The sequence below is a fragment of the Pseudomonas sp. LB1P83 genome, from assembly GCF_054897885.1.
In genome coordinates this window covers 1,072,095-1,095,215 of the sequence record NZ_CM142709.1, presented here as the reverse complement: position 1 = coordinate 1,095,215, position 23,121 = coordinate 1,072,095, and the positions used below count along the sequence as shown (strand labels likewise).

At 60.0% G+C, this 23,121-nt stretch carries 22 protein-coding genes; 13 read left to right on the top strand and 9 right to left on the bottom strand.

Going from position 1 to position 23,121, the window contains the following annotated elements:
• Positions 1-20: 20 nt before the first annotated feature.
• Positions 21-1,838 (bottom strand): DUF2599 domain-containing protein, encoded by a 1,818-nt coding sequence (locus tag ACYZTY_RS04905; RefSeq protein WP_461957527.1) that lies wholly within the window; start codon positions 1,836-1,838, stop codon positions 21-23.
• 295 nt (positions 1,839-2,133) lie between these two features.
• Here ACYZTY_RS04905 and ACYZTY_RS04900 point away from each other — a divergent pair, with 295 nt between their 5' ends.
• Genes ACYZTY_RS04900 through ACYZTY_RS04885 form a run of 4 tightly spaced genes read left to right on the top strand, consistent with a single transcriptional unit; the run spans position 2,134 to position 4,572 of the window.
• Positions 2,134-2,442, top strand: coding sequence for a BufA1 family periplasmic bufferin-type metallophore (locus ACYZTY_RS04900; protein ID WP_109628303.1), 309 nt, complete (start codon positions 2,134-2,136; stop codon positions 2,440-2,442).
• 26 nt (positions 2,443-2,468) lie between these two features.
• Positions 2,469-3,323, top strand: coding sequence for an MNIO family bufferin maturase (gene bufB / locus ACYZTY_RS04895; RefSeq protein WP_461957526.1), 855 nt, complete (start codon positions 2,469-2,471; stop codon positions 3,321-3,323).
• Positions 3,320-4,081, top strand: coding sequence for an HvfC/BufC N-terminal domain-containing protein (locus ACYZTY_RS04890; RefSeq protein WP_461957525.1), 762 nt, complete (start codon positions 3,320-3,322; stop codon positions 4,079-4,081). Before bufB ends, ACYZTY_RS04890 begins: the two co-directional genes overlap by 4 nt.
• The gene (locus ACYZTY_RS04885; RefSeq protein WP_461957524.1) at positions 4,078-4,572 is read left to right on the top strand and encodes a DoxX family protein; all 495 of its coding nucleotides are present in this window, start codon (positions 4,078-4,080) and stop codon (positions 4,570-4,572) included. The genes ACYZTY_RS04890 and ACYZTY_RS04885 overlap by 4 nt, the downstream gene beginning before the upstream one ends.
• A 122-nt stretch (positions 4,573-4,694) precedes the next feature.
• On the opposite strand, the gene ACYZTY_RS04880 is transcribed toward ACYZTY_RS04885, so the two are convergent.
• On the bottom strand, positions 4,695-5,609 hold the full coding sequence (locus ACYZTY_RS04880; RefSeq protein ID WP_461957523.1) for a LysR family transcriptional regulator: 915 nt from the start codon (positions 5,607-5,609) through the stop codon (positions 4,695-4,697).
• Positions 5,610-5,714: 105 nt separating this feature from the next.
• Here ACYZTY_RS04880 and ACYZTY_RS04875 point away from each other — a divergent pair, with 105 nt between their 5' ends.
• The 3 genes from ACYZTY_RS04875 (at position 5,715) to ACYZTY_RS04865 (ending at position 8,860) form a co-directional block, all read left to right on the top strand.
• Complete coding sequence (locus ACYZTY_RS04875) at positions 5,715-6,314, top strand: short chain dehydrogenase (protein WP_461957522.1); 600 nt, start codon at positions 5,715-5,717, stop codon at positions 6,312-6,314.
• A 181-nt stretch (positions 6,315-6,495) separates the two neighbouring features.
• On the top strand, positions 6,496-7,152 hold the full coding sequence (locus tag ACYZTY_RS04870; RefSeq protein WP_461957521.1) for a COG3650 family protein: 657 nt from the start codon (positions 6,496-6,498) through the stop codon (positions 7,150-7,152).
• 94 nt (positions 7,153-7,246) lie between these two features.
• Positions 7,247-8,860 carry an NAD(P)/FAD-dependent oxidoreductase gene (locus ACYZTY_RS04865; RefSeq protein WP_461957520.1) on the top strand — a complete coding sequence of 538 codons (1,614 nt, stop codon included), beginning with the start codon at positions 7,247-7,249 and terminating at the stop codon, positions 8,858-8,860.
• Between the two features lie 136 nt (positions 8,861-8,996).
• Here ACYZTY_RS04865 and ACYZTY_RS04860 read toward each other — a convergent pair whose 3' ends face one another.
• Positions 8,997-10,094 (bottom strand): PLP-dependent cysteine synthase family protein, encoded by a 1,098-nt coding sequence (locus ACYZTY_RS04860; protein WP_461959253.1) that lies wholly within the window; start codon positions 10,092-10,094, stop codon positions 8,997-8,999.
• 247 nt (positions 10,095-10,341) lie between these two features.
• Here ACYZTY_RS04860 and nhaA point away from each other — a divergent pair, with 247 nt between their 5' ends.
• From nhaA to ACYZTY_RS04840, 4 genes are all read left to right on the top strand, one after another.
• Positions 10,342-11,529: a Na+/H+ antiporter NhaA gene (nhaA, locus tag ACYZTY_RS04855; protein WP_461957519.1), complete on the top strand. Its 1,188-nt coding sequence runs from the start codon at positions 10,342-10,344 to the stop codon at positions 11,527-11,529.
• 120 nt (positions 11,530-11,649) lie between these two features.
• Positions 11,650-12,873, top strand: a complete 1,224-nt coding sequence (locus tag ACYZTY_RS04850) for a colicin E3/pyocin S6 family cytotoxin (RefSeq protein ID WP_461957518.1) — start codon at positions 11,650-11,652, stop codon at positions 12,871-12,873.
• Between the two features lie 7 nt (positions 12,874-12,880).
• A complete protein-coding gene (locus ACYZTY_RS04845; protein WP_083374882.1) occupies positions 12,881-13,135 on the top strand; it encodes a colicin E3-like toxin immunity protein in 255 nt (84 codons plus the stop codon).
• A 142-nt stretch (positions 13,136-13,277) separates the two neighbouring features.
• On the top strand, positions 13,278-13,529 hold the full coding sequence (locus ACYZTY_RS04840; protein WP_461957517.1) for a pyocin S6 family toxin immunity protein: 252 nt from the start codon (positions 13,278-13,280) through the stop codon (positions 13,527-13,529).
• A gap of 70 nt (positions 13,530-13,599) precedes the next feature.
• Here the strand turns inward: ACYZTY_RS04840 and ACYZTY_RS04835 are convergent, their stop codons facing one another.
• On the bottom strand, positions 13,600-14,064 hold the full coding sequence (locus tag ACYZTY_RS04835) for an outer membrane lipoprotein (protein ID WP_461957516.1): 465 nt from the start codon (positions 14,062-14,064) through the stop codon (positions 13,600-13,602).
• A gap of 165 nt (positions 14,065-14,229) precedes the next feature.
• Here ACYZTY_RS04835 and ACYZTY_RS04830 point away from each other — a divergent pair, with 165 nt between their 5' ends.
• Entirely contained in the window at positions 14,230-14,466 is a 237-nt protein-coding gene (locus tag ACYZTY_RS04830; protein WP_461957515.1) for a hypothetical protein, read from the top strand.
• Positions 14,467-14,471: 5 nt separating this feature from the next.
• On the opposite strand, the gene pdxH is transcribed toward ACYZTY_RS04830, so the two are convergent.
• From pdxH to dinG, 5 genes are all read right to left on the bottom strand, one after another.
• Positions 14,472-15,119 carry a pyridoxamine 5'-phosphate oxidase gene (pdxH, locus tag ACYZTY_RS04825; RefSeq protein WP_461957514.1) on the bottom strand — a complete coding sequence of 216 codons (648 nt, stop codon included), beginning with the start codon at positions 15,117-15,119 and terminating at the stop codon, positions 14,472-14,474.
• A 24-nt stretch (positions 15,120-15,143) separates the two neighbouring features.
• Complete coding sequence (locus ACYZTY_RS04820; RefSeq protein WP_461957513.1) at positions 15,144-16,274, bottom strand: OmpA family protein; 1,131 nt, start codon at positions 16,272-16,274, stop codon at positions 15,144-15,146.
• A gap of 113 nt (positions 16,275-16,387) precedes the next feature.
• Positions 16,388-17,533 (bottom strand): serine hydrolase domain-containing protein, encoded by a 1,146-nt coding sequence (locus ACYZTY_RS04815; RefSeq protein ID WP_461957512.1) that lies wholly within the window; start codon positions 17,531-17,533, stop codon positions 16,388-16,390.
• Positions 17,534-17,765: 232 nt separating this feature from the next.
• The gene (locus tag ACYZTY_RS04810) at positions 17,766-20,276 is read right to left on the bottom strand and encodes a beta-galactosidase (RefSeq protein WP_461957511.1); all 2,511 of its coding nucleotides are present in this window, start codon (positions 20,274-20,276) and stop codon (positions 17,766-17,768) included.
• A gap of 94 nt (positions 20,277-20,370) precedes the next feature.
• Entirely contained in the window at positions 20,371-22,515 is a 2,145-nt protein-coding gene (gene dinG / locus ACYZTY_RS04805) for an ATP-dependent DNA helicase DinG (protein WP_017336806.1), read from the bottom strand.
• A gap of 99 nt (positions 22,516-22,614) precedes the next feature.
• Between dinG and ACYZTY_RS04800 the strand changes: the two genes are divergently transcribed.
• The gene (locus tag ACYZTY_RS04800) at positions 22,615-23,079 is read left to right on the top strand and encodes a CopD family protein (protein WP_102594168.1); all 465 of its coding nucleotides are present in this window, start codon (positions 22,615-22,617) and stop codon (positions 23,077-23,079) included.
• Positions 23,080-23,121: the final 42 nt, after the last annotated feature.

The following is a 23,121-nucleotide window of genomic DNA, read 5'->3' as shown; positions in this document are numbered from 1 at the left end:
TGATTAGCCAAAACACACCTTTAACGCGGGACCGGGTTGCAACCCGCGGCCCGCGTCTCGCTGTCCGACAAAGCAGGCCGGAAAGGCTCGAGATTCCAGGGCGTCTTGTTGCGGTAGTTGATCAGGACGCAGCTCAATTGCTGGCGCATGCTGCCGGCGGAATTTTCATTGTCGCGCCAGTTGCTCTCCGCGCCCTTGAGGGCAAACAATTGGTCGTACAGAGCCCCTGTCTGCTCGTTGGGCAAGGCTCGACCCGCCGCCGTGGGCACTACGCTCAAGGTCCATTCATCCTTGCGGGTGCCGGGGTCGTAACGCTTGATCCAGTCGGCAGAGGCGATGTATTGCGTTGGCTGGAGCGGCACTGGATTGCAACCTGCCCTGGCCGCTTCCTGGGGACTGACATTGGGGCGAAAAGGCTCCAGGTTCCATTCGGTCTTGGCCGGATAGTTCTGGATCAGACAGTTCAGTTGCTCGCGCATGCTGCCCGGTGATTTCTCGTTTTCGCGCCACTCGTTTTCGCGCCACTCGTTATCGGCCCCACGCAGCCCGAACAGTTCCTTGTACAAGGCGTCCTGGTCGCTGGCCTGAATCGTCTTGCCCTGAGCGGTGGGCGTGACCTTGAGGGACCATTCGTTTTTCTTGCTGCCCGGGTCGTAACGCTCGATCCAGATGGCCGCAGCGATGTAGTTGGGCGCGGGTGAAACCGGCGTTGGCTGTGTACCGCCGGCAACCGTCAGGTCTATCGCCTGGTCGGCGGCGACATAGCTGAAACGCTGCTCTGCAGGCTTGGTGAAATCCAGCCGCAGGATCGGCACGCTATAGCCCTGGGCCTGGAGCTTCTTCTGAAAGTTGCGCGCGCTGTTCAGGCCATTCTCCGGTTTCGGGGGTGCCTGGTCACCGCGGGTGGCGAAGTTCTGCGTGCTGTTGACGTTGTAGATGAAGGCCTCGATGTGTTTCATGTTTTCGCTGCCGTCGTTGGTTGCCGAGGCGTTCTTCAACATGAACTCGTTGACCTGGCCACTGAAGGCAAAGGGGTCCTTGTTGGTGGTGTTCGGACGGGATTCGTGAACCCGGATCATGGCGGTCCAGTCGTCGGGTTTTTCTGCGTTCCAGGAGCACTGGCTGGTTTGGATCGGTCCCTTCCACAGTCCGGTGTATTTCTGGGTCCATTGCTCGGCGGTGCTCACCCCGGCTTCCGCGCAGGTGCCGTAAGCCGCGGCGGAATTGCGGTTGTTCATCACGCCCTGGGCCGCGCGCGGAGGCTCGCGACTGTCGAAAAAGCCGCATCCGTACCACTTGCGCTCCGGTCCGGTACCGCCATCGAAGGCGAAGATGCAGGTCCAGCCCTGCTCCTTGACCGGCAGGTTCAAGGCCGCAGCATCTGTTGGAGTTCGCAGGATGAAACCGGCTGGGTGAACGAGGATTCGGGTACTCAGATCCTTGCGGATCCATGAATAGGAAGTCGCGCCGATCTTGATCGCGTAGGGGCTGTAGTCCCAAGGGTTGAAGGGTCCGTCGTTGACCATGCGCAAGGTCACGCCACTGCAGTAGTAGTGACCGCGCGCAGCACCGGTATCGGGTTCCTGGCAAGCGTTCCGGAGGGTGTTGTAGTTGTGGTTGATGCGTTTGAGAGTGTCCAGCGGATCGAGCAGCGGCTGGGCAGCAACCGTACAGAACATCATGGGCAGGGTGCAGGCCAAGGCAACAGACGAACGCAGGGCGGCGCACATTGCCGACCGCAAGGCCAGCCATTCGGTGACAAGCGACCAGCGCTGGGCACCCACAAGTTTCAACGTCCACGGCAACTGCGGACCGGAGCCTGCTTGGTCGTCCATCATGAAGCACCGTCCTTGGTAAAGAGACCCTTGAGATTGGGCCGTTCAGGTGCCAATGGAACACCCTCGCCAGGCGGTTGACTACTGTCAGAAGTTACAGGTAAGCGCTGTATTGCGACGAACGGTCGTTGGTTATTTGAGCCCGTTTGTTGATCACGCAATCCACACAAAGCATGGGAATGATCAGTGCACTAAAAAAAAGATTGAGCGCGGCTGTAACGCATCGCGATGACCTCTCTCTAGTGGGGTAAGCAAGCACAAACGCTTGCCAAACCAAGACCACTTTCGGAGAAACATCATGACTGCTACCACCCGCACCCTGTCCGCCACCGCCCTCGTTCTGGCCCTTGGTTCTGCGCTGAGCATGGCCGCTGTCTCCACCGTCCAGGCCGCCGACAACAGCAACATGGAAAAATGCTTCGGCGTGGCCATGAAAGGTCATAACGATTGCGCGGCCGGCGCTGGCACCACGTGTGCAGGCACCGCGAAAACCGACTACCAGCCCAACGCCTGGAAACTGGTTCCGAAAGGCACCTGCGCCACCACCGAAAGCAAGACCTCGCCGACCGGTTTCGGTCAGATGGAAGCCTTCAAAGCCAAAGCCTGATCCGTCTCCCAGCCTGAGTGTCGACCATGAACAATTCACCGTTCGGGCTCCCGCCCCGCGCCGGGCTGGGGCTCAAGACCGGGCACTTTCGTGAAGTGCTCGGTTCACAACCGGACATCGGTTTCTTCGAAGTCCACGCCGAAAACTACATGGTGGCCGGCGGCCCTTTTCATCACTATCTGGGGTTGATCCGCGAGCAGTATCCGCTGTCGCTGCATGGCGTTGGTTTGTCCATCGGTGCCGAAGGTCCGCTGGACCTTCAACACCTGCAACGCCTTGCCGAGCTGATCGAGCGCTATCAACCCCACTCCTTTTCCGAACACCTGGCCTGGTCCAGCCATGGCCCGGAGTTCCTCAATGACCTGCTGCCGCTGGCCTACGACAACACCACGCTGAACCGCGTCTGCGAACACATCGATCAGGTGCAGACCACGCTCAAACGCCCAATGCTGCTGGAGAACCCAGCGACGTACCTGTCGTTCAAGCATTCGACGATCGACGAAGCCGACTTCATCAGCGAAGTCATTCGCCGCACCGGTTGCGGGTTGTTGCTGGACGTGAACAACGTCTATGTGTCGAGCATCAATCATCAACGCGATCCTTTGGCCTACATCGACGCCCTGCCCCTTCACGCCGTCGGTGAAATTCATCTGGCCGGATTTGCCGAAGACACCGACAGCCTCGGTGACCGTCTGCTGATCGATGATCACGGTGCGCCCATCGACAACGCCGTGTGGGCGCTGTACGTGCAAGTGCTGGAGCGCGTCGGTCCGATGGCGACATTGATCGAACGCGACAATCAGTTGCCGGCCTTCAGCGTACTGCACGCCGAAGCGCGTCAGGCCGATGAGTTGTTGCTGTGCGCCGAGGGCCGGCCATGAGCAATCAAGCCGATTTCGCCGCCGCCCTGCTCGATCCGCAACTGCCGTGCCCCGACGGATTACTAAGCGTCAATGGCGCCGATCCGGCCAGCCGTTTTGCGGTGTACCGCAACAATGTGCAGAGCTCGCTGATCAACGCATTGGCGGACAGTTACCCTGTGGTTTTGCAATTGGTTGGCGAAGAGTTTTTCCGCGCCATGGCCGGGATCTATGTGCAAAGCACCCCGCCCCGCAGCCCTTTGATGAATGGCTACGGCGATGATTTCGCAGCCTTCATCGAAGGCTTTGCGCCCGCGGCCAGCGTGCCTTATCTGGCTGATATCGCCCGACTGGAGCGCCTGCGAGTCATGGCCTATCACGCGGCCGATGCGCAACCCATGGACCATGAGCAGATCGCCGCAGCACTCGCCGATCCGCTAGCCCTGAGCGAGCTCACCGTCGAACTTCATCCCTCCCTCAACCTGTTGAATTCAGCTTACGCCGTGGTCGCGATCTGGACTGCACATCAACAGGAAGCGACGCTGGCGGGGATTGATCTGAACCAGAGACAACACGCGCTGGTGCTGCGCAACGGTCTGGACGTTGAAGTATTTGCCATAGAACAGGGTGCCAGCGCATTCATTCAGAACCTGCAAAACGGCCAGTCACTGATGCAGGCGCTGGAAGCGGCCCCCGCCTTCGACCTCAGTCAAACCCTGGCGCTGCTGATCAGCCGTAACGCCATCAACGACTTACACAAAAACAAGGTATCGCCATGAACACCCGGACTGAATCACAGAACCCCATCGCCCGCGCCATCGCTTTGCTGGAAATGATCCCCCACAGCCTGATCGCCTTTATCGCGCGCTTCTCCATCGCTGCGGTGTTCTGGAAATCCGGGCAAACCAAGGTCGAAGGCCTGGCCATCGACCTGTTCGACGGCTCCTTCCAGCTGGGCGTGCCACACCTGGCGGACTCGACCATCCCGCTATTTCAGAGCGAGTACCACGTGCCGTTGCTGTCCCCGGAACTGGCGGCGCACCTGGCAGCCTTCGCCGAGCATTTCTTCCCTATGCTGATCCTGATCGGCTTTGCCACGCGGTTCTCGGCGTTGGCCCTGCTGGGCATGACCCTGATCATTCAACTGTTTGTGTACCCCGATGCTTATCCAACCCATGGCACTTGGGCGGCCGTGTTGCTGTACCTGATGGCGACCGGGCCGGGGAAATTGTCGATTGATCACCTGATTGCCCGACATTTCACCCGCTAACGCAGCCCCCTGTAGGAGTGAGACCGGCTTGCCGGCGATAGCGGAGTGTCAGTCAGCATCATTACTGAATGTCACACCGCTATCGCGAGCAGGCTCGCTCCTACAGGGATTGGGGGGAGTGGCTATTGCTGAAGACGCGCCAACGCCTCGCCGCTGCGTTTGAACCAGTCGATCAGGTAGTCCGCCAACACTTGAGTGCGTTTTGGCAGGCCGCCCTGATACGGATGAACCAGGTACATCGGCATGCTCCGCGTCTGATAATCACGCAGGAGCCAGCGCAATCGTCCGTCAGCCAATTCCGCTTGCAGCAGGTAAGAAGGCAACCGCGCAATGCCGGCGCCGGCCAGTGCGGCTTTTTTCAGCAGGTTGTAGTGATTGCTGGCAAACGGCCCCGAGACACGCACCCGCAGCAATTCGTGCTGCTGGTGATAAAGCCATTCTTCGCGACCACTGTAATGGCTGTTGAGCAGGCAGCGATGCTCGGCCAACGCCTGGGGCGTCTGCGGCTCACCGTACTGTTCGAGATACGCCGGGCTGGCGCAGGTCATTTCGTGCCAGGCCAACAGCGGACGCGCGACCAGTCGTTGGTCATTGGCCACTTCCGATCGGATGGCCAGGTCAAAACCGTCTCGGGACAAATCGTGAAAGCTGTTGTTGAGGTCCAGCTCGATCTGCACTTGGGGATACTGGCGGGAAAACTCCAGCAACAAGCCATCGAAGAAGGTTTCCCCCAGCGATACGGGAACCGTCATGCGCACCGGCCCGGCCATGTCGTCCTTCAAACGCGCCAATGCCTGACGCGCCTTCTCGACTTGTACGACCAGCGCCTGGGCTTGTGGCAACAGCGCCGCGCCTGCCGCCGTCAAACTCAAACGGCGGGTGGTGCGTTGCAGCAGGACCACGGAAAACCGGGTTTCCAGCAGGCTGATGCGCTTGGACAGCTGCCCCTTGCTGCACCCCAATTGCTGCGCCGCCAAGGTGAAACTGCCCGCTTCGATCAACACCGCGAACGCCGCCAGATCATCCATCTCGCTCATGGATTGTTTCCATTTGAAAACCAAAGATTGCCTATTAGCGCGCTTATCAACAGAAAAAACCACTCTAGACTGCAACCTCGTTCAACCACTTCGAGGAACAGCACGATGAAAATTCTTTTGATAGGCGCAGGCGGCACCATCGGTTCAGCGGTCGACAAAGAGCTGTCCCAGCGTCACGACATCATCCGCATCGGCCGTAACAGCGGCGACTTCAACGTTGATATCAGCGACAGCGCCTCGATCCGCAAGCTGTTCGAGCAAACCGGCAAGTTCGATGCCCTGATCTGCGCTGCGGGCAACGTCACTTTCGCGCCGCTGGATGAAATGACCGAAGAAAGTTTTGCGCTGGGCCTGAAGGACAAGCTGATGGGCCAGGTCAACCTGCTGCTGATCGGACGTGAATTCGCCAATGACGGCGCCTCGTTCACCTTCACCACTGGCGTGCTCAGCCACGACCCGATTCGCAGCGGTGCCTCGGCCGCATTGGTCAACGGTGCGCTGGACAGCTTCGTTCGTGCGGCGGCCATTGAACTGCCTCGCGGCATGCGAGTGAACTCGATCAGCCCGACCGTGCTGGTCGAAGCCATGGGCAGCTATGCACCGTACTTCCGTGGCTACAAGCCGGTTCCCGCAGTAGATGTGGCATTGGCCTACGCCAAAAGCGTAGAGGGCCTACAGACCGGCCAGACCTTTCACGTCGGCTGACACACCACCCTCACCGTAGGAGCGAAGCTTGCTCGCGAAAGCGATCTGTCGTTCATGACGATGCTGGATGTACTGGCCCCTTCGCGAGCAAGCTTCGCTCCTACAGGAGATCGAACATCGCTGGGGTTGTGATGAACGGTCAGGCTGCGTAACGTGGCGGCACTTGTCTGGAGAGCCAAAGATGCGTGTTGCCCGTTCCTTAGTCCTTGTTGCCCTGCTTCCATTGTTCGCTGCCTGTCAGTTGCTGGATGGCCCGCGCGAAAACGCCTCCCACGTGGGCCAGACCCGCATGCAGGGTCAGTTGACGGCGGCGGATGGCACGTTGCTGTTCCAGCCGTGCAATGAGCAGCGCAGTTATGTGGTCAATGACACCGGCGGCACCAGCGTCCTGCAAGAGGCTGCGTCCCTCGCCGATGCTCAGGGCAAGCTGTTCGCCGACGTGCGTGGGAACATCGTTGCCGATAGCCGGCTCGACCTGGAGCAGTTGTACCGCGTCGAACGTTCGGGTACCGCGTGCGATGACCCCAATTTCAAACTGCTGATCCTGCGCGCCGCCGGCCACTCGCCGGAATGGAACGTCAAAGTCAGCGGCAAAGGCATGGTCATCGACCGCGCCGGCCAGCCACCCTTGGCCCTGCCGTACGTTGAAGAACAGCTGGGCGATGGCCGTTTCAATCTCAGCACCGAAGCCAATAACCAGCACATCGAACTGTGGGTCGCGCCGCAACGTTGCGTCGACAGCACCACCGGCAGCGTCCAGCACATGCGCGCCGAGTTGCGCATCGATGGCCAAGTGCAACGCGGTTGCGGGTATTTCGGCGGCGCGCGTAACGACTGATCGCTTTTGCCTCACGGGAACGGCGTTTGGGGCTTATAATCGGCGCCTTCAAACGCCTTGGCGCAGTTGTGCGCCCCGCGAACCGGATCCTGTCATGTTACGAATCACCGAACTCAAGTTGCCGATCGACCATCCCGAAGAAGACCTGCGCCCTGCCATCGTGCAGCGCCTGGGCATCGCCAGCGATGACCTGCTCGATTTCACCTTGTTCAAGCGCAGCTACGATGCGCGCAAAAAATCCTCTGAACTGTGCTTCATCTACACCATCGACCTCAACGTTCGCGATGAGGCGGCGGTGCTGCACAAATTCGCCGATGACCGTAACGTCAACGTGGCGCCGGATGTCAGCTACAAGGTTGTCGGCCAGGCGCCGGCTGATCTCGAGCAACGTCCCGTCGTCGTGGGTTTTGGTCCGTGCGGGATTTTCGCCGGGCTGCTGCTCGCGCAAATGGGCTTCAAGCCGATCATCCTCGAACGTGGCACCGAAGTGCGCCAGCGCACTAAAGACACTTGGGGCCTGTGGCGTAAAAGCGTGCTCAACCCTGAGTCCAACGTGCAATTTGGCGAGGGCGGCGCGGGGACGTTCTCCGATGGCAAGCTCTACAGCCAGATCAAGGACCCGAAATTCATCGGTCGCAAAGTCCTGCACGAGTTCGTCAAGGCCGGTGCGCCGGAAGAAATCCTCTACGTCAGCAAACCGCACATCGGTACGTTCCGTCTGACCGGCGTTGTGGAAAACATGCGTGAGCAGATTCGTGCGCTGGGCGGCGAAGTGCGCTTCCAGCAGCGGGTCACCGACGTGTTGATCGAGGACGGCCAACTGGTCGGCGTCGAACTCAATGGCGGCGAACAGATTCATTCCAAACACGTGATTCTTGCCTTGGGCCACAGCGCCCGGGACACTTTCCGCATGCTCCACGGGCGTGGCGTGTTCATGGAAGCCAAGCCGTTCTCGGTGGGTTTCCGCATTGAACACCCGCAGTCGCTGATCGACCGTGCGCGCTTGGGCAAATACGCCGGCCACCCGAAACTCGGGGCTGCCGACTACAAACTGGTGCACCACGCCAAGAACGGTCGTTCGGTCTACAGCTTCTGCATGTGCCCGGGTGGCACCGTGGTGGCGGCAACGTCCGAGCCGGGTCGCGTGGTCACCAACGGCATGAGCCAGTACTCGCGTAACGAGCGCAATGCCAACTCCGGGATCGTCGTCGGGATCACCCCGGAAGTCGATTACCCGGGCGGCCCGCTGGCGGGTATCGAGTTGCAGGAACGCCTGGAATCCCACGCCTTTGTGCTGGGCGGCAGCAACTACGAAGCGCCGGCGCAACTGGTCGGCGATTTCATTGCGGGCAAGCCGTCCACCGAGTTGGGCAGCGTTGAACCGTCCTACAAACCAGGCGTTGCCTTGGGTGATCTGGCGCTGGCTCTGCCCGCGTTCGCGATTGAAGCGATTCGTGAAGCCTTGCCGGCGTTCGAGAAACAGATTCGCGGCTACTCGCTGCACGATGCCGTGTTGACCGGGATCGAGACACGCACCTCGTCGCCGCTGCGGATTACCCGTAACGAATCGATGCAGAGCCTGAATGTGAAGGGTCTGTTCCCGGCGGGTGAAGGCGCGGGTTATGCGGGCGGGATTCTGTCGGCGGGTGTCGATGGCATTCGCATCGCCGAAGCCGTGGCGCGCGATATCCTCGGCCTGGAAGCTTGATCGGCATTTTCTGACACACCAAAAAACCCGTAGGAGCGAGGCTTGCCCGCGAAGAAGTTGACGCGGTCTTCCTGAAAGACCGCATTATCGTTCTTCGCGGGCAAGCCTCGCTCCTACAGGGATAGTGTGTGTGTCTTTAAATGTTGGCGCGCAGCACGGTGGCTGGCAAAGGCTCACCACGCTCGACACTCGCCGCGACAACATCCATCAACCCACTCAACTCATATCCCTGAGCCTTCAGCCAGTCCTGATCGTAATAGCTGGTCTCATAACGCTCGCCGCCATCGCACAGAATCGCCACGATCGACCCCGACTCCCCCGCCGCCGCCATCTGCCCCGCCGCCATCAAGGCGCCGATCAGGTTGGTCCCGCTCGACCCACCAACACGCCGTCCCAAATGTTGAGCCAGGTAATGCATCGCCGCCAGCGACAACGCGTCCGGCACCTTGACCATCGCATCAATCACCTTGGGCAAAAACGAAGCCTCGACCCGTGGCCGGCCAATGCCTTCGATCCGCGAACCATGATCCAGTCGCAGCGTGGCATCGCCGGTCTTGTAGTAATCGAAGAACACCGAACGCTCGGCATCGGCGCACAACACGCGGGTGCAATGCTGGCGATAACGCACGTATCGACCGAGGGTCGCGGTGGTGCCGCCGGTGCCGGGGCTGGAAATCAGCCAGCTCGGTTCCGGGTGCCGTTCGAAACGCATTTGCTGGAAGATCGACTCGGCAATGTTGTTGTTCGCCCGCCAGTCGGTGGCACGTTCGGCGTAGGTGAACTGATCGATGAAATGCCCGTCATGCTCGCGAGCCAGACGCTCAGACTCGGCGTAGATCTGCGTCGGATCGTCGACCAGATGACTCTTGCCGCCGTAAAAAGCGATCTGCGCAATCTTCTCTTTGGACGTGGTCGCCGGCATCACCGCAATGAACGGCAACCCCAGCAACCTGGCGAAGTAGGCTTCGGAAATCGCCGTCGAACCGCTGGACGCTTCAATCACCGGCGCGCCGGGTTTGAGCCAGCCGTTACACAAGGCGTAGAGGAACAACGAGCGCGCCAGTCGGTGCTTGAGGCTGCCGGTGGGGTGGCTGGACTCATCCTTGAAATACAACTCGATACCCGGAAAACCCGGCAGCGGCAAGGGGATCAGGTGGGTGTCGGCGCTGCGCTGGAAGTCGGCCTCGATGATCCGGATGGCTTCGCGGGCCCACTGTCGGTTGTCGCTCATGATGGTTTTCTCGTTGAATCGGACAAGAGTCGGCCTTGTCGCAAGGCTCAGCCAATAAGCTTAGGAAAAATCCCACGTTACGCACAGATACAGCTGAGGCCCAATACGTCTGGCAACTGCTAGGCTCAGGTCCGTGCCGGCCCTTCGCGTTGTAACGGCATATAACAAAAAAGAATATAACTTTTGTTTTAACAACTAACGGTACGGGTTAGGGTGTGCCACCTTTTTGATTATTCGATGGAGAGCGACCTTGCCTCTGCGTAGCACTTTCACGCGTTTCTTTCAGTTGGAAGCTGCCAGCGGTCTGTTATTGATCGCTGCGGCAGCCCTGGCTTTGATCATCAACAACTCCCCGTTGTCGTGGCTTTACAGCAGTTTTCTGGACACGCCCGTGGTGGCGCAGGTCGGTGCGCTGCAAATCGCCAAACCGGCGCTGCTGTGGATCAACGACGGCCTGATGGCCCTGTTCTTCCTTCTGATTGGCCTGGAAGTGAAGCGCGAAGTCCTCGACGGTCAACTGTCGAAACCGTCGCAGATCGTCCTGCCCGGCGCGGCAGCGATTGGCGGCATGGTCGTTCCGGCGCTGTTCTACTGGTTTCTCAATCGTGACAACCCGGCCGCCCTGAGTGGCTGGGCCATCCCGATGGCCACCGACATCGCCTTCGCCCTCGGCGTCCTCGCCCTGCTGGGCAAACGCGTGCCGGTGTCGCTGAAACTGTTCCTGATGACCCTCGCGATCATCGACGACCTCGGCGCAATCATCGTCATTGCGATCTTCTATTCCGGCACCCTTTCGACGCTTTCCCTGGCGTTGGCCGCAAGCTGCATCGTTGCGTTGATCGCGATGAACCGGCTCGGCGTGGTCAAACTCGGGCCGTACATGATCATCGGCTTGATCCTCTGGGTCTGCGTGCTCAAGAGCGGTGTCCACGCGACACTGGCCGGTGTCACCCTGGCGTTCTGCATTCCATTGCGTACAAAAAACGCCGAGCCGTCGCCGCTGCTGACCCTCGAACACGCCCTGCATCCATGGGTCGCCTACGGCATCCTGCCGCTGTTCGCCTTCGCCAACGCTGGCCTGTCCCTGAGTGGCGTGACCATGGAAAGCTTCACCCACCATGTGCCAATGGGCATTGCGGTGGGCCTGCTGCTGGGCAAAACCCTCGGCGTGTTCGGCCTGACCTGGCTGGCCGTGAAAATCGGCATCGCCGCCTTGCCCCAAGGTGCCAACTGGGGCCAGGTGCTGGGTGTGGCGATCCTGTGCGGGATTGGCTTCACCATGAGCCTGTTTGTCGGTTCCCTGGCGTTTGAGCCGGGTGTCAGCGAATACGCCGGGATGGACCGGATGGGCATTCTGACCGGTTCGATTCTGGCGGCCTTGATCGGTTATGCGGTGACGGCGGCCGCGAGTCGCAAGCGCATCGCGCTGCAATCCTGAGTGATAGAGAACACTCTTAACGACATCCAGGATTCGTCCTACAGCCACGATTAGCCCCGTTCGTTAACGTCGCACAGTCCCTTTCTGGGGGCTGCCGACGTACGAACGCAAGGAAGATCAGTGGCTGGCAACAAGGAAATCCCCAGGGTTAAAAACCCGCCGTCCGGCGACGGACATCACGTCACTCACCGCTTCATGACGGCCACCGAACTGGCCGAACGGGACGCCCGACAAAACGCTTACGATGCGATACTCGCCAGGCAAGACGCCTTCGAGCGCAGCCGTGAGGTCGTCGCAAAAAAGGACAAGTCCGTTCGTGCCGGATGCGTCTTCGCCAAGTCCTGCAAGCTGCCGGACGCCATCATCGATTACTCGAACCCTTCGGGCATGGTGCCCACCGACAGCCTCAAGGATTACGGGGAAGTCGCCTGGCTTGGTGCCCGTGAAGCAAACGATGCCGGGCTGCTGAATCTCGAAACCATCAGCGGCAGTACCGTTTCGCTTGGCATTGGCCGAATGGCGCTTCGTGCTCCGGCGCTGGTCGCTCCGGCCGTCGTACTAGGCGCTGCTGGGTCCACCGCATTGGCCACGGTGGTCGCGCTGTTCTGGACGCCAAGCCTGGGCGACAGTGCGCTCTATACAGAAGATCAGCTGCGCGCCTTGAAACAGGCCAGGACTCGCGTTCGCCTGCGAGTGGAACAACAGGCTGATGGCAGCCTCAAGGGATACGCTTTCTACACCGGCAAGAACCGCGACTGGGAAATGGTTGATGTTGTGCAGTTCACACTGCGCGAGAGTCAGCAGGTGGCGAATCTGGGGGATGGGATTGAGCTGATCTGGACACCGGCTGTGGATGGTTCGGACATCCTTGGTATTCCAGCGCTGGAGGCTGCACCGCAAGCGCCGCATATTTGGGTTTATCCACCGACGAAAGCGGCTGACAGCATTATCGTGAATCCGGTTTATCCGCCTGATTACAAGGATTTCATTCTTGTGTTTCCGGTGGGGTCGGGGGTGAAGCCGGTTTACATTGTGGTTAGTGTTTCAGGACGAAAACTTCCTAACCCCGATCACGACTATCACTCCGCGCCCGAAACAGAAGAAATCACCGGATTTTCAGGCTTGCGCGATGCGAAGAAGAAGACGCCACGACAAGGAGGCGGAGGCCTTCGAGAACGTTGGATTGATGCCAAAGGCCGAACCATCTATGAATGGGACTCTTTGCATGGAGAGCTAGAAGCCTATCGTGCAAGCGATGGAAGTCATCTTGGCTCGTTCGATCACAAAACGGGTGAGCAAATAGATCTACCCAAGAAAAACCGAAGCATTAAAAAGTACTTGTGAGGACTACATGGGACTGAAAGTCAGATTGGACTGGTATGACAAGGAAACGGAAATAGCGGACGGAAAGGAATACTCCGCGGACCTTGGCGATGACGGCTCAATAATCGCAGCGTTGGGTTTGATGGCGGAAAGCGAGATATACGACGGAGGATTCGATGTCTTGGTGGCTTGGATTCCTGAGATTCAACCTCTATTCAACCATCAAATTGATATTTCCGCTTTCGACTACCAGATTGCGTTTCGATATCGGAAAGAATGGTGAGAGAAGCCAGTCGTTTTTTTACCAAAAAATAACTAGTCATCAAAAAAAAGCCATGAAACATCCAATTATGGGAGTTAACCGGCGAACGAACTAAAAAGGCAAAGCCTGGGAGAAGAACCTCAAAAAACTGAAGAGAAAAATTATGCGCTATCTATCCATCACCGGTTTTTACCCTGAAAAAAAACAAGATGATTCATTGCAGTTCCAACTGACCATCAAAGACTATGAGATGAACCAGACATTGGCTCAATTGACCGAGTCAAAAAAACTGGAAGACATAGAGCCTGGAGAATTGGAGCTGACAGGTGCTCAACTCCTACAGGTTGCAAAACTACTAAAAGTCGACTTCCCAGAGGGGCTGGAATATTTCATAGGCGCCCGCGCCGCGCCGTGATAATCCTCAAACAAACAAAAACCCCGACCAGTTCACCTGATCGGGGTTTTCTTTTACCGCTCGTTCCCGCTTAGTGCGAAACGCGGCTAGTCCCATCAACAGTAGCAATCCGCACCCGCTCGCCCACACGGAACACTTCATTCTCCTGAACCTGCTGCACATAGGCGCGCATGCTGCCGTCGTCTTCACGCACGGTGATTTCGACGCCTTGGGCGCGGGTCAGGCCTTCTTCAGTGGCCGAACCGATCAGCCCACCAGCCACGGCGCCGATGACTGCAGCGACGATGCTGCCTTTACCGCCGCCGATAGCGCTGCCGCCAACACCACCGACTGCCGCACCGGCGAGGCCGCCGATCGGGGTCTTGGTGCCTTCGATTTTCACCGGACGCAGGGATTCGATGGTGCCCATGCGAACGGTCTGCACACGACGCGCTTCGTCACGGGAGTAGGAGTCACCGGTCAGGCTCGATTGGCAGCCAGTGAGCAACATCGCCATCGTGGAAAAGGAAGCAACCAGCAGAACAGACTTACGCATAGCATCAACTCCAAAGGACAGGTATTCATTAAACTCCGCAGCTTGACGCCTGTCACGTCATCACCCGGATAAAAATGGTTTCATTCAGGCCCGGTACAGGCGCCTCGGACTCACCACACAGTAGCGGCAAATTGAAAAATCTGCGCCACCGACCCAAGGATTTTCATGGATTACTTCATCATTGTCGTCACCACTGTCGCCGGTTTGTACTTCCATTGGTGGCTGTACGTGCGGATCAAACGCTGGATGGACCGCGATCTGGCGTTGGCTCTGGCGGGTAAAGACGAGCAGAAAAAGGCGTTCATGCTCGAGCAACTGGCGAGCGCTCGGGCGCAGAAGGTCAAGCGCCGGGACCTGCCGCAGTGGCTTGAAGCCGCTGCGGCGGGCTATCCCGATCGGTAGACTGCTTAAGGTGCCAGACGTTCAAGAATCCAGTCGGCGCCTTGCTGACGGTAGTTGAGGCGATCGTGCAGGCGGCTCGGACGGCCTTGCCAGAACTCGATGCGCTCGGGTAGCAAGCGGTAACCGCCCCAGTGTTCCGGGCAGTGCGGTTGAGTGTCGCTGAAGCGTTGCTCGGTGTTCTTGAGCAGCGCTTCCAGTTCAGCGCGATCGGCAATCACGCGGCTCTGGGGCGAAGCCCAGGCACCGAGACGACTGCCCAGCGGGCGGACCTGGAAATAGGCGTCGGACTCTTCAGCCGTGACCTTCACCACTCGCCCTTCAATGCGCACCTGACGCTCCAGGGTCGGCCAGAAAAACGTCATGGCGGCGAACGGGTTCGCCGCCAGATGCTGGCCTTTGGCGCTGTCGTAGTTGGTGAAGAAGGTGAAGCCCTCTTCGTCCAGGCCTTTCAGCAGCAAAATGCGGCAATGCGGTCGACCGTCCTGATCGACCGTGGCCAGGGTCATGGCATTGGCCTCCACCGGCGGTTGCTCGGTTTTCACCGCGTCGGCAAACCACTGATGGAACAACCCGAACGGCTCGGCCGGGGCTTGCGCCTCGGTCAGGCCATCACGGGTGTAGTCGCGACGCATATCAGCCAGGCCCTGGGTCATGGCGCATTCCTTTTGGTTAACGAATTACTTTTTGTCCGCATCGGCGGCAACGACTTTCTTGTCGGCCGCTGCGGCTTTGGCTGGCGCCGTTTTTTTCGCAGGCGTTGCCGTTTTAGCCGGTGCTTTCTTGGCTGGAGCCTTGGCCGCTTTCTTGGCCGGGGCTTTTTTCGCAGCAGGTACAACCGCTTTCTTCGCGGCTGGCGCTGGAGTAACCGGCTTGACCACTGGCTTGACGTCCGTGGCAGCGACCATCTTCACTGGCGCCGGCGCTGGCATGTTGTACTTGCTCAGCAGCGCGACCATGGTGTTCTGCGGAGTCACCAGCAATTCCACACGACGGTTCAAGGCACGACCTTCATTGCTGTCGTTGGCAGCACGCGGGGCTTCGCCACCCATGCCGCGCAGCATCAGACGATCACGCTGCAAACCGCTGAGGCGGAAGATCGCGGCCACGGCCTGTGCACGCTCCTGGCTCAGCTTGACGTTGGCCGGTGCTGCGCCCGAGGTGTCGCTGTGACCCAGTACCAGCACGGCAGTCTTGGGATCGACTTCAAGGATTTTCGCAACGCGAGTGAACGGGCCGAGGGTCACCGGCAGCAACATGGCCGGACGGTCCGGGTTGAACGAGCCTTCTACCGGCGCGATAACCACCAACACGTTTTCACGGCGCTCAAGCTTCAGGTTGCTGTCCTTGATCGCGTCGCGCAGGCGCGGCTCGTAATCGTCGAGCCAGGCCTGGGTGACTTTAGGATCCGGCATCGGCACAGCTTTGGCGGTCGGTTGTTCTTTACCACCGAACGGCCACCACCATTTGCCACCGGCATCGGCTTCAGCCTTTGCCACTTCCACAGGTTTGGAGGCTTCGACAGGCTTGGCTTCTGCTTTTACTTCCGGTTTTTTGTCGGCCACTTCATCGGAACCGAACGGCCAGTACCATGGGCTGGAGCTTTCAGCCTTGGCCACTGGAGCTGTGGCGGCAGGTTTCAGCGGCGCGGGAGCCGGAGTGGGTGCCGGGGCGGAATCTTTGGCGGCGACTTTGTCGGAGGAGCCGAACGGCCACCAGCTGCTGCCATCGGAATCACTTTGTGGAGTCTGTGCACAACCGGTGATAGCGACGCACAGGGCCAAGGCAAGGGTGGTTTTATTGAATGACATTGGATATCCACAAAAATGAAGTCATAAAAAATCAGGCCGGGTGACCCGGATAAACAGACGCTTGGAAACCATAAAGGCCTTCGGGTTCCGGCCCTGGAGCCCGAGAGTGCGTTTTACAGACAAGTGGCCAGTACTCGCGCAAGCTTTTGCGCGCGTGGATCCATCAAGACGTACGGCCCCAGGGTATTTGTCACAAAACCGAAGGCGACATCGTGTTCCGGGTCAGCAAAACCGATGGAGCCGCCAGCGCCCGGGTGGCCGAATGCCCGTGAGCCGAGGCCGTAGGTCGCATTGGGAACATCCGGTTGATCGAGCATGCAACCCAGGCCAAAACGGGTCCGGGTCAATAAAGTCTTGTCTTCGCCCAGGCTGTGTTCGCGGGTCAGCTCCTCGAGCATTTCGCTTTCCAGCAGGCTGCCGTCGAGTAGGCCGGCGTAGAAACCAGCGAGGCTGCGGGCGTTACCGTGGCCGTTGGCGGCCGGTTGTTGCATCCGGCGCCATTCGGGTTTGTTGGTGCTGGTCATGATCGACGGCGGGTTGGTGAAAGCCCGGGTGGTCATGGCGGTCGGCTCACGCATGGTCACTTGCAGCAAGCGCTGGGCCGCCGCATCGCCAACATTGCCCTTGCCACGGGCGATGTGCGCCACGCGGTGGAACTCTTCGTCCGTCAGGCCAATGTGGAAATCCAGCCCCAAAGGCTTTGCGACCCGCGCCACAATCGATGCGCCCGGCCCACGACCGTCGACACGACGCAGCAATTCGCCTACCAGCCAGCCGTAGGTGATCGCCGCGTAACCGTGGCCTTCGCCCGGTGTCCACCAAGGTGTTTCAGCGGCCAGGGCATCGACCATGGTGTACCAGTCGTAAAGCGCTTCGGGCGCCAGCAACTCGCGCAGCGCCGGCAGACCGGCCTGATGGCAGAGCAACTGACGCAAAGTGACGGACTCTTTGCCGGCGGCGGCGAATTCGGGCCAGTAGCGAGCCACCGGGGCATCCAGTTGCAACTTGCCTTCGGCCACCAATTGCAGGGCCGTGACGGCGGTGAAGGTCTTGGTGCAGGAGAACAGGTTGGCGATGGTGTCGCTGTGCCAGGCTTCCAGGCCATCCTTGTCGGCAGTACCGGCCCAGAGGTCGAGGACGGTTTCGCCACCGACCCGGATGCACAACGCCGCGCCACGTTCCTGAGGATCGTCGAACAGCGCCGCGAAAGCTTCACGTACCGCTTCAAACTTAAGCTCGTAATGACCCTGAATCTGCACCCGCAACTCCCCGAACTCTACAAAGTGGTCCGCATTGTTCCAGCCCTTGGGGGATTTGGGAACAGGTGCGGGCTGGGCGGTCGGTTGCCCATGGATTGGATCAGAAATTTGTTGTGCCTTTGAGGGTGCCTTCGCGGGCAAGCCTCGCTCCTACGAATCGCACGGACCTGTAGGAGCGAGCGGGCGGCGATCCGACTTGCCCGCGAAGAACGATAACGCGGTCCAGCAGGACTCAGTGGCTGTTGGCCGAATGCCCGCCCGCATGGCCGGCGCCCTGCCCCGCACCTTTGCCGGCGTCAGCTTTTCTGCCGCCCTCGCCTTCATGGCTGGCTTTATCCGCTTCAGCCCTGGCCTTCTCGGCCTCTTTACCCAAATGATCGACGGTCGCCAGGTTGCTCTTGCGCACGCTATCGACGAAACCCTGGAACGGCAGATCGGTAATGCCCACCAGACCAAAGTGACCGTTCTCGCCATCCAGCAGACGGCCGGTCACGGGTTGATCGAGGTATTGAAACCAGTGCACGCCGACAATCGACGGTTCACTGAGCGCTTGTTTGAGGAAGTTGGCATACGCCGGCCCACGGTCTTCTTCCTTGGCCAATTGCGTGACGCCGCCCCAGAACGGGCCGCGATCGGCGGAGCCGAAGTTGAACTCGGTGATCAGCACCGGTTTGTCCAGGCTGCGTAATTTGGCGAAGTCATAGCCGTCTTGCGGTTGCAGGGTGTACATGTTGAAGCTCAGCACGTCGCAGTACTGCGCGCAGGACTCCACGGCTTCCGGGGTGCTGATGGCAAAGCGACCGCCCAGCAACAGCTGATTCGGCGCGTGCCACTTGAGCGAATCGGAGAGGGTCTTGAAGTAGGTATCGGCGAAGACCTTCTGGAAGTATTTGAAATCGGCCTCGATTTCCGGATGTTCGGCGCTTGGCAGCGGCGGTACGAAGCCCGGGTCTTCCATCAGTTCCCAGGCTGGCAAGTCGATGCCCCAGGCCTTGGAAAGGCCGGCCTGGTTGCGATACTTGTCACGCAATTGCTTGAGGAACGCACGTTTGGCCGGCACGTCGGTGGTCATTTTCAACGTGCCATAGGCCAACGCGTAACGGGCTTTCGGATCGTCGCCGGGGCCGGCCCAAGCCAGTTCGTTGTCGGCGAAGTAACCGATCAACCATGGATCGTCGCGATGGTCGCGGGCGGCGATGGCCACGGCCCGTTCGGTGGCCATGGCGAAACGCGGGTCAAACGGGTCGGGCATACCGCCCCACCAGTCGGTGCCGGTACTGATGCTGGCGTAATCGCCGACGATCGACAGCGGCAGGGTGTACGGCACACGGTCAGCATTGGCCAGCGCCGGGGCGCTCCAGTTGCCGACGGTGTTGAAACCCCAGGCTTGCAGGCGATCCAGGGTGTGGCTGGCCCAGCGTTTTTCATCCACCACTGCTTTGCAGGGTTCGGCGGGGGCTTGCTCAACGGCTTTCGCAGCAGCCGCTTCGACTGCGCCGGTCTTGGCGGCTTCGGCGACACCGGATTCGGCAGTCGTAGGCGCGACCGGTTGCTCAGCCGCCTTATCGGCCGTTGCCTCGACCGCATCGGCCTTGGCCGCTTCGGCGACACCTGCCTTGGTATCGCTGCCCAGCGCGCAAGGTTCGCCATACAGGCGCTGCAAGTTAGCGCCATAGAAGTCGTACCAGCGACCGGCGTTATAGCCACGGCCCTGATCGGCACCGTTGCCGCCACGGTTGTCGCCTTCGCCATAATGGCTGGCCATCGGCTCTTCCGGTTTTGGCAGGGATTCAAACATCCACTCGCGGCCGGCGACGTAGGTCTGGTTGACGTCCGGGGTCACGGTGTTGACCCCCAGCGAATAGAACGGATGCCCTTCCGGGGTCACCAGATACCAACGTCCGTCACGCTTTTCAGTGCGGAAAAAACCGCTGGCCTTGAACGCCGGGCCTTTGTTCAAGCCACCGAATTTGTCCAGGGACAACTTCTGGCGCTCGGCGAGCCAGATTTTGGTTTGTTGCTGTTCTTTGGCGGCCGCGCTTTTCAGTTGCTCATCGCTGCCGACCTTCTCTGGCCATTTGGCCCGGGTCGATTGACCGTAGGCGTCCACCAGGCCGCCATACGCGGCCTTGGTCACCGCTTCACCGTCCTGCACACCGAATCGCTCAAGCAAGACACTTTGGGCCACTTTCGGCTGATCCATCGACAACGTGACCGACACCACCTGGCTGCGATCCAGCTCACCGGCGCTACTGGCCAGCAAGACGCGCTGGCCATCAAATGTCATCGGCATCGGCGGTCCGGCTTTCATGCCCAGGCTCAGCGGCGAACTGGGTTGCAGCGGCACCAGCAAGGTCTGCGCTGGTCCGGCCGGAAAATCGACACGACTGATCAACGTCTTGCCATCGTTGCTCTGGATTTTCACGTACAGGGTCACTGCCCAGTCCATCGCGCTCTGGATCCGCAAGCTCATGACGCCTGACTGCGACCAGTCCCAGGCACCGGTTTGCGGGGTGAGGCGCAAGGTCGGTTGCGCCACCGGGTTGAACGTCACTCGACGCAACACTTCGCCTTCGGCCGTTTGCTCCGCATTGGATTGCGGCAGGCTGGCATCCTGAGTCGCCACTTGGACCACGTCAGCGGGGCGCACAAAGTTGAACAGCGTCTGTTGGCCGGCAGGGGCTGCCAGCAAAGGGGCTGAGAAGATCAAGGCGAAAACAGCAGGCAACGAACGGCGAATCATAGGAACGTGGTTCTCCCTAACGACCAAATGGGCCAATGGAAAATCGGTGGCTGAAAGATAGACAACGCGGCGGGCTAAAAAGCCCACCGGTGTTTCAGGAAATTTCGCGACGGAATGGCGGCAATGCGTTGAGGATCGCTTTGCCATAACGCTGGGTAACCAGGCGCCGATCCAGCAGGGTGATGGTGCCGCGGTCTTCTTCGGTGCGCAGCAAGCGACCGCAGGCCTGGACCAGTTTCAGCGAGGCATCCGGCACGGAGATTTCCATGAACGGATTGCCGCCACGGGCTTCGATCCACTCGGCAAGCGCCGCTTCGACAGGATCGTCGGGTACCGAGAACGGAATCTTCGCGATCACCACGTGCTCGCAATACGCGCCGGGCAAGTCGACCCCTTCGGCAAAACTCGCCAGGCCGAACAGCACGCTGGAGTCTCCGCCATCGACCCGCGCCTTGTGCTTGTTCAGGGTTTCCTGTTTCGACAGGTTGCCTTGAATGAACACTTGCTTGCGCCAGTCGCGGTCCAGACCGTCGAACACGTCCTGCATCTGTTTGCGCGAGGAGAACAGCACCAGGGTGCCGCGCGAACCTTCCACCAGTTGCGGCAGGTCACGGATGATCGCCGCGGTGTGCGCCGGTGCATCACGGGGATCGGCTTTCAGGTCCGGCACTCGCAGCACACCGGCGTCGGCGTGATGGAACGGGCTCGGGACCACGGCGGTCACGGCTTTTTTCGGCAGGCCGGCGCGCATGCGGAAGCGGTCGAACGTGCCGAGTGCGGTCAGGGTCGCCGAGGTCACCAGCGCGCCGTAAGCCACGTTCCACAGATTGCGACGGAGCATTTCCGCCGCGAGGATCGGGCTGGCGTTGACCTCGATGTCGAACAGCGAACCGCTTTCGGCCAGGGTCAGCCAACGAGCCATGGGCGGGTTGTCTTCCGGGTCCTCGGCGGTGAACGCGACCCACAACTCCCAGTTGCCCGAAGAGCGCGACAACAGACTGCCGAAAAGCGGATACCACTCTTCGGCCTGGTTGCTGGCGATGCCGATGTTGACCTCGCCGTCCATGCCTTCCTTGAGCAGTTCGGTGAGCCGGGTGAACAGGTCGGTGAGACGGGCAAAGCCCTTCTTCAGCTCGACGCCCATTTCGCGCATGTGCTCGGGAATCACCCCGCCGACGAAGCGATGACGTGGCCGCTCGCGGCCTTCGACGTCTTCGCCGGGTTTGAAATCGGCAACCTGCTCACAGGCGCTGAACATGAATTGCTGCTGGGTCTTGATCTCACGGGCCAGTTCCGGCACCTGCTCGATCAACTTGCCCAGGTCGCCCGGCAATGGATGCTGGGCCAGCAGTTTGGTGAGGTTCTTGGCGGTGGTTTCCAGCCAGTCGGCGGTGGAACGCAGGCGCGTGTAGTGGGCGAAGTGACCGATGGCCTTGTCAGGCAGGTGGTGGCCTTCATCGAACACGTAGATGGTGTCGCGCGGGTCCGGCAGCACGGCGCCGCCGCCCAGGGCCAGATCGGCTAGGACCATGTCGTGGTTGGTGACGATCACGTCAACCTTGCCCATGCCTTCACGGGCCTTGTAGAAGGCGCACTGGCCGAAGTTCGGGCAATGACGGTTGGTGCACTGGCTGTGATCGGTGGTCAGGCGCGCCCAGTCGGCGTCTTCCAGGGCGGTGGACCAACTGTCGCGGTCGCCGTCCCATTTATTGCCGGCGAGTTTTTCGATCATGCTGGTGAACAGCTTCTGACTGGCCTCGTCGACCTCGATCTTGAAACCTTCTTCTTCGAACAGCTGCGCCGTGGCGGTTTGCGCGTGACCTTCCTGGAGCAACATGTCGAGCTTGGACAGGCACATGTAGCGCCCGCGCCCCTTGGCCAGGGCGAAGCTGAAATTCAGCCCGCTGTTGCGCATCAGGTCGGGCAAGTCCTTGTAGACGATCTGCTCTTGCAGGGCCACGGTGGCCGTGGCAATCACCAGGCGTTTGCCGGCCGCCTTGGCGGTGGGGATCGCCGCCAGGCTGTAGGCCACGGTTTTACCGGTACCGGTGCCGGCTTCCACCGCGACAATCGCGGGGTCGCCACTGCGCCGGCCTTCGTCGTCGGTGTCGATGTCACCGAGGACTTTGGCAATTTCGGCGATCATCAGGCGTTGGCCGTAGCGCGGTTTGAGGCTCTTGGCTTCAAGAAAACGCGAGTAGGCGCCCTGGATCGTGGTTTTGAGTTCGGTGCTGATCATGGTTTGTCGGGCGCAAAAAACGCTGGATAAATTTTCAGTGGTTCGGATCGGCCGCTATCATACCCCGCTAATTAATCCCGCGCAGAACGGAGTACCTCAATGACACCTTTTGGCATCGTTTACACCCTGCATGTCCTGTCCGCCCTGGTGTGGGTGGGCGGCATGTTTTTCGCCTGGATGGTCTTGCGGCCTGCGGCGATGAAGGCTCTGGAGGGCCCTGCCCGGTTGAAGCTGTGGGTGGAAGTGTTTCAAGGTTTTTTCCGCTGGGTCTGGGTCGCGGTGGTGCTGTTGCCGATCAGTGGGGTCGGGATGATTCATTTGCAGTACGCCGGGTTTGAGGCCGCGCCACGGTATGTGCAGGTGATGATGGGGTTGTACGTGGTGATGACGGCGCTGTTTATCCGAATTCAGGCGCTACTGCTGCCGGAGTTGCGCACGGCGGTGGCGGCGCAGGATTGGCCGACCGGGGCCGCGACGCTCGGGAAGATTCGCAAATTGGTGGGGATCAATCTGATAGTCGGGTTGGTGCTGGTGGCGATTGCTGCGGCCAGACCGATGTTCTAAAGCAAACAGCGCACCTGTGGCGAGGGAGCTTGTCGAATCGTC

Coding starts and splice junctions, on each gene's coding strand:
- ACYZTY_RS04885 (WP_461957524.1), top strand. CDS start 4,078: ATGAACACCCGGACTGAATCACAGAACCCCATCGCCCGCGCCATCGCT.
- ACYZTY_RS04810 (WP_461957511.1), bottom strand. CDS start 20,276: ATGATTCGCCGTTCGTTGCCTGCTGTTTTCGCCTTGATCTTCTCAGCC.
- ACYZTY_RS04880 (WP_461957523.1), bottom strand. CDS start 5,609: ATGAGCGAGATGGATGATCTGGCGGCGTTCGCGGTGTTGATCGAAGCG.
- ACYZTY_RS04900 (WP_109628303.1), top strand. CDS start 2,134: ATGACTGCTACCACCCGCACCCTGTCCGCCACCGCCCTCGTTCTGGCC.
- ACYZTY_RS04820 (WP_461957513.1), bottom strand. CDS start 16,274: ATGTCATTCAATAAAACCACCCTTGCCTTGGCCCTGTGCGTCGCTATC.
- ACYZTY_RS04845 (WP_083374882.1), top strand. CDS start 12,881: ATGGGACTGAAAGTCAGATTGGACTGGTATGACAAGGAAACGGAAATA.
- dinG (WP_017336806.1), bottom strand. CDS start 22,515: ATGATCAGCACCGAACTCAAAACCACGATCCAGGGCGCCTACTCGCGT.
- ACYZTY_RS04800 (WP_102594168.1), top strand. CDS start 22,615: ATGACACCTTTTGGCATCGTTTACACCCTGCATGTCCTGTCCGCCCTG.
- ACYZTY_RS04870 (WP_461957521.1), top strand. CDS start 6,496: ATGCGTGTTGCCCGTTCCTTAGTCCTTGTTGCCCTGCTTCCATTGTTC.
- ACYZTY_RS04835 (WP_461957516.1), bottom strand. CDS start 14,064: ATGCGTAAGTCTGTTCTGCTGGTTGCTTCCTTTTCCACGATGGCGATG.
- ACYZTY_RS04890 (WP_461957525.1), top strand. CDS start 3,320: ATGAGCAATCAAGCCGATTTCGCCGCCGCCCTGCTCGATCCGCAACTG.
- ACYZTY_RS04905 (WP_461957527.1), bottom strand. CDS start 1,838: ATGATGGACGACCAAGCAGGCTCCGGTCCGCAGTTGCCGTGGACGTTG.
- pdxH (WP_461957514.1), bottom strand. CDS start 15,119: ATGACCCAGGGCCTGGCTGATATGCGTCGCGACTACACCCGTGATGGC.
- ACYZTY_RS04865 (WP_461957520.1), top strand. CDS start 7,247: ATGTTACGAATCACCGAACTCAAGTTGCCGATCGACCATCCCGAAGAA.
- ACYZTY_RS04830 (WP_461957515.1), top strand. CDS start 14,230: ATGGATTACTTCATCATTGTCGTCACCACTGTCGCCGGTTTGTACTTC.
- ACYZTY_RS04875 (WP_461957522.1), top strand. CDS start 5,715: ATGAAAATTCTTTTGATAGGCGCAGGCGGCACCATCGGTTCAGCGGTC.
- bufB (WP_461957526.1), top strand. CDS start 2,469: ATGAACAATTCACCGTTCGGGCTCCCGCCCCGCGCCGGGCTGGGGCTC.
- ACYZTY_RS04840 (WP_461957517.1), top strand. CDS start 13,278: ATGCGCTATCTATCCATCACCGGTTTTTACCCTGAAAAAAAACAAGAT.